Genomic DNA, 15,067 nt, shown 5'->3' on the forward strand with positions numbered 1-15,067 from the left:
TGTTTCGTCGCATACTGCGCGGCTTGAATTTCAATCGTTTTACGGAATAACCCGAATGAAACGTACGCCTCATCTGCTCGCCATTCAGTCCCATGTGGTCTTCGGCCACGCCGGCAACAGCGCCGCCGTGTTTCCGATGCAGCGGGTCGGGGTGAATGTCTGGCCGCTCAACACCGTGCAGTTTTCCAATCACACCCAGTACGGGCAGTGGGCCGGTGAAGTGCTGGCGCCGCACCAGATCCCCGAACTGGTCGAAGGCATTGCCGCCATTGGCGAGCTGGGCAACTGCGACGCCGTGCTTTCCGGTTATCTGGGCAGCGCGGCGCAGGGCCGGGCGATTCTCAGTGGCGTCGAGCGCATCAAGTCGGTCAATCCGAAGGCGTTGTACCTGTGCGACCCGGTGATGGGTCATCCGGAGAAGGGCTGCAGTGTGCCGGCCGAAGTCAGCGATTTCCTGCTGGAAGAAGCCGCTGCGGTGGCGGACATCATGTGCCCGAACCAACTGGAGCTGGACAGCTTCTCCGGGCGCAAGCCGCAGTCGCTGTTCGATTGCCTGGCGATGGCTCGGGCGTTGCTGGCACGTGGGCCGAAAGCGGTGCTGGTCAAGCATCTGGATTATCCGGGCAAGCCGGCGGACGGTTTCGAGATGTTGTTGGTGACCGCAGACGAAAGCTGGCACCTGCGCCGTCCGCTGCTGGCGTTTCCGCGTCAGCCAGTGGGTGTCGGCGATCTGACGTCTGGGCTGTTCCTCGCGCGGGTACTGCTCGGCGACAGTCTGGTGGCGGCGTTTGAGTTCACCGCAGCGGCGGTGCATGAGGTGCTGCTGGAAACCCAGGCGTGTGCCAGTTACGAGCTGCAACTGGTGCGAGCGCAGGACCGGATTGCGCATCCGCGGGTGAAGTTCGAGGCGACGGCGATCAGTCTGTAAGACCGCATTACGTCCATTCGCGAGCAAGCCCGCTCCCACGTTCGACTGCATTCCCATGGGAGGACTGCGATTCAATGTGGGAGCGGGCTTGCTCGCGAAGGCGATCTGTAAAGCGACATCATTCCAAAGGGCTGATCAGGCGTCGCCCTTGATCTCCTGATAACGCTTTTCCAGCTCCTGGCGAATTTGCCGACGCTGCTGGGCCTGCATATAACGACGCTTGTCTTCGCTGTTCTGCGGTTGCAGCGGCGGCACGGCGGCCGGTTTGCGCTGGTCATCCACCGCAACCATGGTGAAGAAGCAGCTGTTGGTGTGGCGCACCGAGCGCTCGCGGATGTTCTCGGTCACCACTTTGATGCCGACTTCCATTGAGGTGTTGCCGGTGTAGTTGACCGACGCGAGGAAGGTCACCAGTTCGCCGACATGGATCGGCTCGCGGAAAATCACCTGATCCACCGACAGCGTTACCACGTAGCGGCCGGCATAGCGGCTCGCACAGGCGTAGGCCACTTCGTCGAGGTATTTGAGCAGGGTACCGCCGTGGACATTGCCAGAGAAGTTGGCCATGTCGGGGGTCATCAATACCGTCATCGACAGTTGGGCGTTTCCGGGTTCCATAACGTTCTCACGGATCAAGGCTGGATGGCTGGACGCACCTCTGCGGGTGCCTGGTGGCTTTTTCAAAAGCACCGTTATCGGGACGCCAGACGACTGGCTGCCGTCACGCCGCGACCGATCTGTTTCCTTATATTGCACCGCCTTCCAGCCGGAAGTCGCGGTGTTAACCTGCAAAAGGCCCTGCCCAAGGGCAATTCCTACACGAAAAGCGGATTTTTACCCAACTCGCTCAGACCTTTCTGATGTCTGACGGCGGGTCACGTCATACAAGGAGCCCACACCATGCATGCCATCAGCTTTATTCAGGACCTGGCAGTGATCATGTTGGTCGCAGGTGTGGTCACCGTGCTGTTTCACCGCCTCAAGCAGCCGGTGGTGCTCGGTTACATCGTCGCCGGTTTCATCATCGGCCCGCACACACCGCCGTTCGGCCTGATCCACGACGAAGAAACCATCAAGACCCTCGCCGAGCTGGGGGTGATCTTCCTGATGTTCTGCCTCGGGCTGGAATTCAGCCTGCGCAAGTTGTTCAAGGTTGGCGCCACGGCGTTTATCGCGGCATTCCTCGAAATCGTCCTGATGATCTGGATCGGCTACGAGATCGGTCGCTGGTTCGACTGGAACACCATGGACTCGCTGTTCCTCGGCGCAATCCTCGCCATCTCCTCAACCACCATCATCGTCAAGGCGCTCAACGACCTGAAGATGAAGAACGAGCGCTTTGCGCAACTGATCTTCGGCGTACTGATCGTCGAGGACATCCTCGGCATCGGCATCATCGCCTTACTGTCGAGTATCGCCGTCAGCGGCACGGTCAGCTCCGGCGAAGTGTTCTCCACGGTCGGCAAACTGTCGCTGTTCATGATCGTCGCGCTGGTGGTCGGCATTCTGCTGGTGCCGCGTCTGCTGGCGTATGTCGCCAAATTCGAAAGCAACGAGATGCTGCTGATTACCGTGCTGGGCTTGTGTTTCGGTTTCTGCCTATTGGTGGTCAAGCTCGAATACAGCATGGTGCTCGGCGCCTTCCTGATCGGCGCGATCATGGCCGAGTCGCGACAGTTGCTGAAGATCGAACGGCTGATCGAACCGGTTCGCGACCTGTTCAGTGCAATCTTCTTCGTCGCCATCGGCCTGATGCTCGATCCTATGATCCTGCTGCAATACGCGTGGCCGATTGCAGTCATTACCGTGGCGGTGGTGCTCGGCAAGATGTTGTCCTGCGGCCTCGGGGCGTTTATCGCCGGCAATGACGGACGCACCTCACTGCGTGTGGGGATGGGGCTGTCACAGATTGGCGAATTTTCCTTCATCATCGCCGCGCTCGGGATGACGCTGCAGGTCACCAGCAACTTTCTCTATCCCGTTGCGGTGGCGGTGTCGGTGATCACCACGCTGCTGACGCCGTATCTGATCCGCGCGGCCGATCCGCTGTCGATCAAGCTCTCGGCAGCGGTGCCCAAACGCCTGGGCCGGGTATTCGGCATGTATGGAGAATGGCTGCGCAGCATTCAGCCGCAAGGCGAGGGCGCGATGCTGGCGGCGATGATCCGGCGGATCCTGTTGCAGGTCGGGGTCAATCTGGCGCTGGTGATCGCGATCTTCTTCAGCGGCGCGTTCTTCGCCGGACGGTTGTCGGTGTGGATGCAGGACTGGATCACTGATCCGAGCTGGCAGAAGGCGTTGATCTGGGGCGGGGCGCTGCTGCTGTCGCTGCCGTTCCTGATTGCGGCGTATCGCAAGCTCAAGGCGTTGTCGATGCTGCTGGCGGAGATGGGCGTGAAGCCGGAGATGGCCGGGCGTCACACGCAGCGAGTGCGTCGGGTGATCTCCGAAGTGATCCCGATCCTCTCGCTGCTGGTGATCTTCCTGCTGTTGGCAGCCTTGTCGGCCAGTATCCTGCCGACCAACAAGTTGCTGGTGCTGGTCGCCGTGGTCGCGGCCGCCGTGGCGGCGCTGCTCTGGCGCTGGTTCATCCGCGTGCACACGCGGATGCAGGTGGCCCTGCTGGAAACCCTCGACAACCACAAGGAGTCGTCGGGGCACTGACCGACCCGGGCGTCTGGCGAATCAGCTTTCCAGCCAGACGTCCCGCGCCCAGTGCCACACCGATTCCCAGGACTCTTCGGTGATCAGCTCTTCTTCGCCGGACCACAGCACCACGGTGCCGTCTTCTTCGACGCAGTAGTAGTTGTCGCCGTCCTGGCAGATCGGGATCAGGTCGCGCGGTACGCCAGCGTCCCAGGCATTGGCCGCGACATCCGGCAAGTAGGTGTGTGATTGCGGGTCGGTGACGGTCACCGGCTCGAGGCTGCCGTACACCACGTCGCTGACGGTCAGCAGAAACTCTTTGAAGACGAACGGGATGTTGATGAAGAGTTCTTCTTCGATTTCTACCAGCTGGTCTTCGTCGGGCAATTCCAGGGGAACCGGTACGGGTTCGTTGGCTTCGCGCAGTTGTTCGATGATTTCTTCCACGTCCGGGATCCTCTTGCTTGAATGGCGCGGTTTATATGGGCCGGTTTATACAGTAGCTCGCTATAGATGCAACCGCGAAATAGAAAACCCCGGCCGAGGCCGGGGTTTTTATTACCGCATGCGTAACGCCGAGGGATCAGCCGTTCTGGCGGATACCGGCCACCAGCCAAGGCTGGTTGTCGCCCTGTGGACGTTCCATGTTCCAGCTTTCGCTGAACACTTCGCCCTGATCGAAACGCGAGGTCTTCGACACGCCGCTGAAGGTCAGGGTGGCGATGGTCTTGTCGGCACGATCATCCACGCCGTCCAGCTGTACCTGCAAGTTGTCGATGTAGGTCGACTGGAAGCCGTCGCCCAGGTCCGCACGCTCACGCTTGAGGAAGTCGAGCATTTGCGGGGTCACGAACTCAGCAATCTTGTCCATTTCGTTGGCGTCCCAGTGCTGCTGCAGCGACTGGAAGTGGCTACGCGCAGCGGCAAGGAAGTTCTGCTCGTTGAACCAGGCCGGTGCGTTGATCACTGGACGAGCGGCAACCGGCGCGGCCGAACCAGAGAAGATCGAACCCATGGCGGCAGGCTTCTGCTCGAACACTTCACGCTGCATCGGCGCGCCGGCCGGAGCCAGGTGCTCCTGCTGCTTGCGTCGACGCGCAGCGATGAAGCGGAAGATCACGAACGCGATCACGGCCATGATCAGGATGTCGAAGATCTGCATGCCCTGGAAGCCGCCGCCCATGAACATGGACGCGAGCAGGCCACCGGCGGCGATACCGGCCAGAGGGCCGAGCCATTTAGAAGCGCCGCCAGCCTTGGCCGCGGCACCGGCAGCGCCGGCTGCACCAGCGGTCGCTGCTGCGCCGCCCATGCCTGGGGAAGAAGGAGCCATCTGGCTGGTCTGGTGCGTCGGCGCAGCGCCGGCGCTTTTGCCACCACCAAAGCGCTTGGCGTTGGCGTCGAGGCTCATCGTCAGGCCGATGCACAACGCCATGGCGATGCTAAGAAAACGTTTCATAAAGGGAATTCCCGTTTGTGGAGACACGCGCGCCATGTTGCACAGCTGAAGTGTTACTGGCTAGCGAGAGAGTGTTTCGGGCTTTTGCCTGACAGCTTAGGTTCAGCTCCATCGAAGCAATAAGGCCATGTACTTTTGTCTGTAGGAAAATGGGATAGGTTCAGCGGGAAACCTGCTTATCGACGCAACGCCAGCATTACCACACCGGCGGTGATCAGGCCGATGCCGCCCCATTGGCGCAGGTCGAGTTTCTCGCCCAGCAGGATCACGCCGAGCACCGCCACCAGTACCACGCTGAGCTTGTCCACTGGCGCGACCAGTGAAGCCGGGCCGACTTTCAGCGCGCGGAAGTAGCACAGCCACGATGCGCCGGTACCCAGGCCAGATAACAGCAGGAAAAGGTAGCTCTTGGCGGAAATTGATCCCAGTGACTGATATTGGCCCGTCGCGTACAGAATCAAGGCCAGGCTGACCAGGACCACGATGGTGCGCAGCAGGGTGGCGAAGTCGGAATTGACGTTTTCGATGCCGATCTTGGCGAAGATCGCTGTCAGCGCGGCGAAAGTCGCCGAGAGCAGGGCCCAGAATGTCCAGGAAGAGAAGAAGCCTGAGCCCATGGAAATATCCTTGTTAGATCATCCAACGCCGACCCCTGTGGGAGCGAGCCTGCTCGCGAAAGCCACGCTGCGGTTTATCAGATCAACCACGGTGATGTCATTCGCGAGCAGGCTCGCTCCCACAGAAAAGCGAAACCGGCGTCAGATGGCTTCCAGCTTGGCGTATCCCAGCATCAGCCACTTGCTGCCTTCGCTGAAGTTCACCTGCACCCGCGCCTGCGCGCCGGAACCTTCGAAGTTGAGGATCACGCCGTCGCCGAAGATCGAATGTCGTACCGTCTGACCGAGGCTGAAGCCGGTTTCCGGGATCTCGCTACCGCTGAACAGGTTGCTGCCGTTCATCGACTGGTTGCCGCCGAACGGTCGGCTGACACTGTTCGACAGGCGCACTTCCTGAATCAGCCCCTTCGGCACTTCACGGACGAAACGCGAGACCTTGTTGTAGGTTTCGCTGCCGTACAGGCGCCGGGTTTCAGCATAGGTCATCACCAGATTCTGCATGGCACGGGTGATGCCCACATAGGCCAGGCGGCGCTCTTCTTCCAGACGACCCGGTTCTTCCAGGCTCATCTTGTGCGGGAACAGGCCTTCTTCCATGCCCACCAGGAACACGTAAGGGAATTCCAGGCCTTTGGCGCTGTGCAGAGTCATCAGCTGAATGCTGTCTTCGTGCTCGTCGGCTTGAGTGTCGCCGGCTTCCAGCGACGCGTGGCCGAGGAATGCCGCCAGTGGCGTCAGCTCTTCGTCTTCTTCGGTGGTTTCGAAGTTGCGCGCGGCGCTGACCAGTTCCTCAAGGTTTTCCACCCGGGCCTGGCCTTTCTCGCCTTTTTCCGCTTCGTGATAGGCGATCAGCCCCGATTGCTCGATGACGGTCTGCGTCATCAAGTGCAGCGGCATCTCCATGCACTTGGCGGCAAGGTTCTCGATCAGCTCGATAAACGCACCCAAGGCGCCGGCAGCGCGACCGGTCAGGCCTTTATTGGCGACCAGTTGGCGCATCGCTTCCCACATCGACACATCGCTGTGACGTGCATGGTCGCGGATCGCTTCGACGGTTTTTTCGCCAATGCCGCGGGCCGGGACGTTGATCACCCGCTCCAGTGCGGCGTCGTTGCCACGGCCTTCAAGTAAACGCAGGTAGGCCATGGCGTTCTTGATTTCCGCGCGTTCGAAGAAGCGCTGGCCGCCATAGATGCGGTACGGAATGCGTTCGCGCAGCAAGGCTTCTTCGAGAACGCGCGATTGGGCGTTGGAGCGGTAGAGAATTGCGATATCGCTACGGGCCAAGCCGGTTTTCAGCGCGCTTTCGATGGTTTCGACAACGTAGCGTGCTTCGTCGTGTTCGTTGAACGCGGCATACAGGTTGATTGCTTCACCGTCGCCGCCGTCGGTCCACAGTTCTTTGCCGAGGCGCCCGGTGTTGTTGGCGATCAAGGCGTTGGCCGCCTTGAGGATGCCGGCGGTGGAGCGGTAGTTCTGCTCCAGACGAATGGTCACCGAATCCGGGAAGTCGGACGAGTACTGATGAATGTTCTCGATTTTCGCCCCGCGCCAGCCGTAGATCGACTGGTCGTCGTCGCCGACCACCATCAGGCTGTCGCCGCCCTTGCCGAGCAGGCGCAACCAGGCGTACTGCACGGCGTTGGTGTCCTGGAACTCGTCGACGAGGATATGACGGAAGCGCTTCTGATAGTGCGCCAGCAGGCCCGGGTGATCGCGCCACAGGTCGAGGGCGCGCAGCAGCAGTTCGGAGAAGTCGATGACGCCGGCGCGCTGGCAGGCCGCCTCGTAAGCTTCGTAAATGCCGCGCATGGTCGCCAGGTACAAGTCGCCGCTGGCCTGAATGTGTTGCGGACGCAGACCTTCGTCTTTCTGCCCGTTGATGAACCACTGGGCCTGACGGGCCGGCCAGCGTTGTTCGTCCAGCCCCAGCTCGCGGATCACCCGCTTGACCAGCCGCTGCTGGTCGTCGCTGTCGAGAATCTGGAACGTCTGGCTCAAACCGGCTTCCTGCCAGTGCGCCCGCAGCAAGCGGTGCGCCAGGCCGTGGAAGGTGCCGACCCACATGCCGGCCGGGTTGATACCCAGCAACTGTTCGATGCGATGACGCATCTCGGCAGCGGCCTTGTTGGTGAAGGTCACCGACAGAATGGAGTGGGGCGAGGCGTTTTCGACCTGGATCAACCAGGCGATACGGTGCACCAGCACTCGGGTTTTACCGGAACCGGCACCGGCCAGGACCAACTGACGGCCAACGGGGGCTGCTACGGCCTGGCGTTGGGCATCGTTGAGGGAGTTCAGCAGAAGGGAGAGATCATCGCGCATCGGGGCATTCTAGGGTGCGCCGCAGGCCCGGGCAAACCGAGCTTTGCATTAGCCGATGAAAGTGCCGCCGATGACGACCGGTCGGTCACTGGCTACAGGCTTCGGCCCGCCTCACTCTGCGGGTTTTGCCGGTGATCGGACGGCGGAAAGTTTCCGGCAAATTATGATCTGGAGCAGTTTGGCAACGGGGTTGGCTTGTGTATGCTCCGTCCACGTTTCGGGCCCATGCTCACTCTTATAAGAACAACAACATTGCACAAGACCCTCAGCTCAGACCTGTCGGGCCCCTCTGTGGAACCCCGGGTCATCCGCAAGCATTACGCCGTCGAAATGGCGGTCGAACGCACGCGCCTGCTGTATCAGGGCTCGCTGCTGCCGACGATGTTCATGTTACTCAATGGTCTGGTCTGCGCCGCTTTGCTCTGGAGCCCGCAGCGCTATTTCGTGGTCAGCATCTGGCTGGTCTGGTTGTTGTCGCTGGTGGCACTGCGGGTGATTCAGGTCGCGGCGTTCGATTCGGCGATCCCGGACCGTCAGGCTCAGCCGATCTGGTTTCGCATGTTCCTGCTCGGCTCGACCATGACCGGTCTGACCCTGGCCGGTGCCGGCATCGCCCTGGTGCCCGCCGACAACTTCATGCAGCAAGCCTGGGTGTTCGGCCTGATCGGTGCCGCGACGTTATCGGCCAGCGTTGCCTACGCCGTCAGCCTGCCGGCGTTTCTGTCCTTTACCTTGCCGTGCCTGCTGCCGGCGATCGGTTACCTGTTCTGGGGCGGTGATGAGCAAGCGCGCGGTTGGGGCTGGCTCGGGTTGATTCTGCTCGGTTCGCTAAGCGTGGTCGCCTGGCAGGTCAATCGGCTGATTGATCGCGGCTTGCTGCGACGCTTTCAGAATCAGCACTTGATCGAACACCTGCAGCAAGCGCAGAACCGCAGCGAGCAGCTCAATCAGGCGCTGGCCAAGGAGATCGAACAGCGGCGCTGTGCCGAGGGCCAATTGCGTGAAGCACAGATCGAGCTGGAAGATCGCGTGGCCCAGCGCAGTCGCGAACTGGACGTGGCCAATCAGGCGTTGAGCAAAAGCGAAGCCCGTCTGGCCCTGGCGTTGAAGGCCAGTGAACTGGGGCTGTGGGACTGGAACCTGCAAACCGACGAAGTCCACCACACGCAGATTCAGGAGCTGTTCGGCCTCGCGCCGGAGTACGTCACGGCGATCTTGCGCGACCTCAAGCCACGCCTGCACCCGGAGGATGTGCCAGGGCTCAAGCAGGCGCTGATCGAACACCTGAAAGGGCGCACCGAGGACTATCAGATCGAATACCGCGTACGTCACGGCGACGGTCATTGGGTGTGGATCGAGGATCGCGGTCGCGCCGTGGAGCGCAGCGACGCTGGCCGGGTGATCCGCATGGTCGGCACCCGGCGCGACATCAGCGTGAGCAAAAGCCTCGAAGAACAGCAGCGACTGGCGGCCACGGTATTCGAAGCGGCCAGCGAAGGCATCGTCATTCTTGATCCGAACTACGCCTTGATCGCGATCAATCAGGCGTTCAGCCGCGTCACCGGTTATGACATCGAAGACATGCTCGGGCGCAATGTCGTCGAGCTGCCGTGCAGCCGCGACGCCCGCCGGCATTACGTTTCGATCCGCCACGCGTTGGAGCAGCACGGCAGTTGGCAGGGCGAACTGGTGGAAACCCGCAAGAACGGCGAGCTGTATCCGCAGTGGCTGCAACTCAACGCGGTGCGCGACAGTCGAGGAAATGTCAGCCATATCGTCGGCTTCTTCGCCGATCTATCGGCGCGGCGCGAATCCGAGGAGCGCATGCGCTTCCTGACGCACTACGATGAGCTGACCGGGCTGGCCAACCGCTCTCTGTTCCGCGAACGCCTGCACGAAGCCCATCAGCGCGTGCGTCAGGGCGGGCGCCGCAGTCTGGCGCTGCTGCACATCAATCTCGATCGCTTCAAGCTGCTCAACGACAGCCTCGGCCACGAGGTGGCGGATCAGCTGTTGCAGAAAATGGCTCGACGCCTGGTCAACGCCTTGCCGGAGGCCGACACCATTGCCCGACTGTCCGGTGATGAATTTGCCGTGCTGTTCGATGCCTACGGCAACCTGTCGAGCCTGGCGCGGGTCGCGACGCGGCTGTCGAGCAAGCTGCGTCTGCCGCTGACGGTCGAAGGGCATGAACTGGTGGTCAGTGCCTCGATGGGCATCAGCATGCTGCCGGACAACGCCCGGGAAATCTCTGCGCTGGTCAGTCAGTCGAACATGGCCATGCAACACGCCAAGCATCTAGGCGGCAACAATTTCCAGTTTTACACCGATAGCCTGCAGGCCAGCACCCTTGAGCGCCTGCAACTGGAAAACCAGCTGCGCAAAGCCATCGAAGACAAACAGCTCAAGGTGTTCTATCAGCCAAAACTGTGCCTGCAGACCGGGCGTCTGAATGCGGCGGAAGCGCTGGTGCGCTGGGATCATCCAGGCATGGGCCGGGTACCGCCGGGGGATTTTATTGGTTTGGCCGAGGAAACCGGACTGATCGGCCCGATCGGCGAATTTGTGCTGCGCCAGGCCTGCTGGCAGGCGTGCGAGTGGCAGCGTCAGGGGCTGGAGCCGATTCGGGTATCGGTGAACCTGTCGGTGCATCAGTTGCGCCAAGGCAAACTGGTCAGTCTGGTGCGCCAGGTGCTGGAAGAAACCGGGCTGGCGCCGCACTACCTCGAACTGGAACTCACCGAGAGCCAACTGCTCGACAGCGTCGAACACATCATCGCGACCTTCCAGCAGTTGCGCGATCTGGGGGTGAAGCTGGCAATCGATGACTTCGGCACCGGCTATTCGTCGCTGAGTTATCTCAAGCGGATTCCGGTGGATTACGTGAAGATCGATCAGGCGTTCATTCGCGGGCTGGGGCAGGGCAGTGAGGATGCGGCGATTACCCGGGCAATCATCGCCATGGCTCACGGGCTGTCATTGAAAGTGGTGGCAGAAGGTGTCGAGCGGCAAGAGCAGCTGGAATTTTTACGTGCTGAACGCTGCGACGAAGTGCAGGGCTATCTGATCAGTCGCCCAGTGGAGGCTGAGCGTCTGGCTGGGCTTTTACGCGAACAGGGAAATCCGCTTTAAGGGCTACATGCACTCCATCGCGCCTGATATGGGGACATGGAGTTACGCATTGAGCAGGCAAAAAGCCAATTCATGTAGTATAACTACAAGCGTGCTACATCCTTGCCCATAAGAAGAGTCCAGCCCCTTGAATCTGCTGCAACACATCGCCCAGTCACGTCACCTGTTACGCAAGTCGGAGCTCAAGGTCGCCGACCACGTGCTGCTTGACCCTGCGGCGGTGATGCACAGTTCCATGGCCGACCTGGCCCACAGCGTCGGCATCAGCGAGCCGACCATTGTGCGTTTCTGCCGGGCCATTGGCTGCTCCGGGTTTCAGGATCTCAAGCTGAAACTGGCGCAAAGCCTGGCCGCTGGTGCCAGCTTCGGTCAGTTCGCGATCCATGAGGACGACTCGGTCGCCGACTACAGCCTGAAAATTTTCGACACTACCCTGCACACTCTGATGGAGGTTCGCGAGAAGCTCGATCCGGTGGAATTGCAGCGTGCGGTGACGTTGATGTCCCAGGCGCAGCGTGTCGAGTTCTATGGCTTTGGTGCGTCAGGCGCGGTGGCGGCGGATGCGCAGCACAAGTTCTTCCGTCTGCTGCTGACGGCGGCGGCGTATTCCGACCCGCACATGCAGGCGATGTCGGCGGTGACGTTGAAGCCGACCGATGTGGCGATCTGCATTTCCCAGTCCGGGCGCTCCAAGGATCTGCTGATCACCGCCAACCTGGTGCGCGAGAGCGGCGCGTCGCTGATCACCTTGTGCCCGAGCCAGACACCGCTGGCTGAGCTGTCGACCGTCAACCTGGCGATCGATGTGCACGAAGACACCGAGATTTATACGCCACTGACCTCGCGAATCGCGCATCTGGTGGTAATCGACGTGCTGGCGATGGGCGTGGCCATGGCGCGCGGGCCGAGCCTGGTCAACCACCTGAAGAGCGTGAAGCGCAGCCTGCGCAGCTTGCGGCTATCCCCCAAGGCCGTGAAAGCCCTGGATGACTGAAGTCATCTAAGGTCGTTCCGACCTTAATCGCGAGCAGGCTCGCTCCCACATTTGATCTCGGTGTGACACAAAATTTGTGCTCACAGAAGATCCACTGTGGGAGCGAGCCTGCTCGCGAAGGCGTCCTCAATAGCACCGCACTTTTCAAAAGTTTCATCGCACTGTCATCCCCGCGCAGCCAAACCGTCATCCGTCCCGCCTATCGTGAAACTCCCGTACTCGCCTTGGGAGACTCGAAATGGCTCAGCCCTACGAAGAACGCAACAGCGCCGCGAAAACCCGTCGTCAGCAGGAAGACCAGCGCCGCATGGAGTTCCGTCGCGCGATCGAAGATCGCTTTGAACTTCGTCAGCTTCAAAGCGAAATCAGCGATTTTCCCGAGGACATCGAACTCAACTACTGGCAGGCAGCGCCCGCAGCTTCCCGTCGAAGCGTTCAACCAGCGCGCTGATCTGCACCCGTTCGCTGCGGATAAACGCCAGGAAGGCGTGCGCCACCGGTGACAGGCGTTTGGCCTTGGCTTGCACCAGGCACCAGCTGCGAAACAGCGGCAACTCTTCGACCGGCAGCTCGACCAAGCCGCCGGTCGCCAGCTCCAGGTTTAGGGCGTGGCGCGTCAACAGCGCCAGGCCCAGACCCGCCACCACGCATTCGCGCTGGGCTTCGGCCGAGGCCACTTCCTGAGTCTGGGTGAAGTGCACGCGTTTCTCCTTGAAATACTCTTCACAGGCCAGTCGCGTGCCCGAACCGGGTTCGCGGATCAGCAGTGTGTAAGGCTCAAGATCCTGCAGGCGCAGCGGCCCCATGTGTGCCAACGGATGGTCCGGACGCGCGACAGCGACAATCGGATTATTGAGAAACGGCAGGAACTCCAGGCCCATGTCCTGCGGCACCATCGACATGATCACCAGATCATCGCGGTTGTCGGAGAGGCGGCGGATCACCTGACCGCGGTTGACCACGGTCAGTTGCAGGTTCACTTCCGGATGCTGGCGCTTGAACGCGGCGAACAGGTGCGGCACGAAGTATTTGGCGCTGGATTCCACGGCCAGTTTCAACTGGCCCTGCAGCGAGCCCTGCATGTCCGACAGCTGCATGTCGAGGTTTTCCAGGCGCCCGAAGATGTCCCGGCTGGCACGCTGCAGGGCTTCGGCGGCCTCGGTCATGTAGAGTTTTTTGCCGACATAATCGAATAATGGTTGCCCGATCAGCTCTTCCAGCTGACGAATCTGTAGGCTGACGGCCGGTTGTGTCAGAGACATTTCATCGGCTGCGCGGCTGTAGGAACGTAAATCACACACTTCGTTGAAAATCTGCAATTGTCGTAATGTCATACGCATCAAGGACTTACGCATTTTTTATGGGCTCTGACGGCAGGCTGATGGTTTAACTATAAGTCTTTGCTTATGCCTGACCCAATTTTTATTCATTTTTGTTAATCCCTTGTGAGGGCTAGTGTGGGGCTGCGACTAAATTGAAACATTTAGTCACGCGTCGACCTGGGTCTAGCAGGTCGTGGTGCCACCGGCTCAAGGGAATTTCCAAGTGATAAAAAAGATCCTGATCGCCAACCGTGGTGAGATTGCCGTACGAATCGTGCGGGCCTGCGCCGAGATGGGCATTCGCTCGGTTGCGATTTTTTCCGACGCCGACCGGCATGCCTTGCATGTGAAGCGTGCGGACGAAGCCCACAGCATCGGTGCCGAGCCACTGGCCGGCTACCTCAACCCGCGCAAGCTGGTGAACCTGGCGGTGGAAACCGGTTGCGATGCATTGCACCCCGGTTACGGCTTTCTCTCGGAAAATGCCGAGTTGGCAGACATCTGCGCCGAACGCGGGATCAAATTCATCGGCCCGTCGGCAGAAGTCATTCGCCGCATGGGCGACAAGACCGAAGCCCGGCGCAGCATGATCAAGGCCGGTGTGCCGGTCACCCCGGGCACCGAAGGCAACGTGTCGGGTATCGAAGAAGCCCTGACCGAGGGCGACCGCATCGGTTACCCGGTGATGCTCAAGGCCACCTCCGGTGGTGGCGGGCGCGGCATTCGTCGCTGCAACAGCCGCGAAGAACTCGAACAGAACTTCCCTCGGGTGATCTCCGAAGCGACCAAGGCTTTCGGTTCGGCGGAAGTGTTCCTGGAGAAGTGCATCGTCAATCCCAAGCACATCGAAGCGCAGATCCTCGGCGACAGCTTCGGCAACGTCGTGCACTTGTTCGAGCGTGACTGCTCGATCCAGCGCCGCAACCAGAAGCTCATCGAAATCGCCCCGAGCCCGCAACTGACCCCGGAACAGCGCGCCTACATCGGCGACCTGTCGGTGCGTGCGGCCAAGGCTGTGGGCTACGAGAATGCCGGCACCGTGGAGTTCCTGCTCGCCGAGGGCGAAGTGTACTTCATGGAGATGAACACCCGGGTGCAGGTGGAACACACCATCACCGAAGAAATCACCGGGATCGATATCGTCCGCGAACAGATCCGCATCGCCTCCGGCCTGCCGCTGTCGGTGAAGCAGGAAGACATTCAGCATCGTGGTTTCGCGTTGCAGTTCCGCATCAACGCCGAAGACCCGAAAAACAACTTCCTGCCGAGCTTCGGCAAGATCACTCGTTACTACGCCCCTGGCGGCCCGGGCGTGCGCACCGACACGGCGATCTACACCGGCTACACCATTCCGCCGTTCTACGACTCGATGTGCCTGAAACTGGTGGTCTGGGCGCTGACCTGGGAAGAGGCGATGGACCGGGGCCTGCGCGCCCTCGACGACATGCGCCTGCAAGGCGTGAAAACCACCGCCGCGTACTACCAGGAAATCCTGCGCAATCCGGAATTCCGTAGCGGCCAGTTCAATACCAGCTTCGTTGAAAGCCACCCTGAACTGACCAACTACTCGATCAAGCGCAAACCCGAAGAGCTGGCCCTGGCCATCGCCGCCGCCATCGCCGCCCACGCAGGCCTGTGAGGAAT

Annotated in this window: 12 protein-coding genes; 6 read left to right on the forward strand and 6 right to left on the reverse strand. The window is 60.8% G+C overall.

Annotated elements, in window-relative coordinates; genetic code table 11:
- Positions 1-55 precede the first annotated feature (55 nt).
- A complete protein-coding gene (gene pdxY / locus H043_RS0100915; RefSeq protein WP_027610337.1) occupies positions 56-928 on the forward strand; it encodes a pyridoxal kinase PdxY in 873 nt (290 codons plus the stop codon).
- Positions 929-1,063: 135 nt separating this feature from the next.
- Here pdxY and H043_RS0100920 read toward each other — a convergent pair whose 3' ends face one another.
- Entirely contained in the window at positions 1,064-1,546 is a 483-nt protein-coding gene (locus H043_RS0100920) for an acyl-CoA thioesterase (protein ID WP_003229693.1), read from the reverse strand.
- 282 nt (positions 1,547-1,828) lie between these two features.
- On the opposite strand from H043_RS0100920, the gene H043_RS0100925 reads away from it, so the two are divergent.
- A complete protein-coding gene (locus tag H043_RS0100925; protein WP_027610338.1) occupies positions 1,829-3,592 on the forward strand; it encodes a cation:proton antiporter in 1,764 nt (587 codons plus the stop codon).
- A 21-nt stretch (positions 3,593-3,613) separates the two neighbouring features.
- On the opposite strand, the gene H043_RS0100930 is transcribed toward H043_RS0100925, so the two are convergent.
- From H043_RS0100930 to uvrD, 4 genes are all read right to left on the reverse strand, one after another.
- Entirely contained in the window at positions 3,614-4,021 is a 408-nt protein-coding gene (locus H043_RS0100930) for an SMI1/KNR4 family protein (protein WP_024164487.1), read from the reverse strand.
- A gap of 136 nt (positions 4,022-4,157) precedes the next feature.
- A complete protein-coding gene (locus tag H043_RS0100935) occupies positions 4,158-5,033 on the reverse strand; it encodes a Tim44 domain-containing protein (protein ID WP_027610339.1) in 876 nt (291 codons plus the stop codon).
- Positions 5,034-5,209: 176 nt separating this feature from the next.
- Positions 5,210-5,650: an EamA family transporter gene (locus H043_RS0100940; RefSeq protein WP_027610340.1), complete on the reverse strand. Its 441-nt coding sequence runs from the start codon at positions 5,648-5,650 to the stop codon at positions 5,210-5,212.
- A gap of 141 nt (positions 5,651-5,791) precedes the next feature.
- Positions 5,792-7,975, reverse strand: a complete 2,184-nt coding sequence (gene uvrD / locus H043_RS0100945) for a DNA helicase II (RefSeq protein WP_027610341.1) — start codon at positions 7,973-7,975, stop codon at positions 5,792-5,794.
- A 201-nt stretch (positions 7,976-8,176) separates the two neighbouring features.
- On the opposite strand from uvrD, the gene H043_RS0100950 reads away from it, so the two are divergent.
- From H043_RS0100950 to H043_RS0100960, 3 genes are all read left to right on the forward strand, one after another.
- Positions 8,177-11,107: a GGDEF domain-containing phosphodiesterase gene (locus H043_RS0100950; RefSeq protein WP_177325595.1), complete on the forward strand. Its 2,931-nt coding sequence runs from the start codon at positions 8,177-8,179 to the stop codon at positions 11,105-11,107.
- Positions 11,108-11,234: 127 nt separating this feature from the next.
- A complete protein-coding gene (gene hexR / locus H043_RS0100955; RefSeq protein WP_007962240.1) occupies positions 11,235-12,101 on the forward strand; it encodes a transcriptional regulator HexR in 867 nt (288 codons plus the stop codon).
- Positions 12,102-12,339: 238 nt separating this feature from the next.
- On the forward strand, positions 12,340-12,552 hold the full coding sequence (locus H043_RS0100960) for a PA3496 family putative envelope integrity protein (protein ID WP_027610343.1): 213 nt from the start codon (positions 12,340-12,342) through the stop codon (positions 12,550-12,552).
- On the opposite strand, the gene H043_RS0100965 is transcribed toward H043_RS0100960, so the two are convergent.
- Entirely contained in the window at positions 12,494-13,456 is a 963-nt protein-coding gene (locus tag H043_RS0100965; RefSeq protein WP_027610344.1) for a LysR family transcriptional regulator, read from the reverse strand. The genes H043_RS0100960 and H043_RS0100965 overlap by 59 nt on opposite strands.
- A 190-nt stretch (positions 13,457-13,646) precedes the next feature.
- Here H043_RS0100965 and H043_RS0100970 point away from each other — a divergent pair, with 190 nt between their 5' ends.
- On the forward strand, positions 13,647-15,062 hold the full coding sequence (locus H043_RS0100970; protein WP_027610345.1) for an acetyl-CoA carboxylase biotin carboxylase subunit: 1,416 nt from the start codon (positions 13,647-13,649) through the stop codon (positions 15,060-15,062).
- Positions 15,063-15,067: the final 5 nt, after the last annotated feature.

The organism is Pseudomonas sp. URIL14HWK12:I6, from assembly GCF_000514195.1.
Lineage (GTDB): Bacteria > Pseudomonadota > Gammaproteobacteria > Pseudomonadales > Pseudomonadaceae > Aquipseudomonas > Aquipseudomonas putida_A.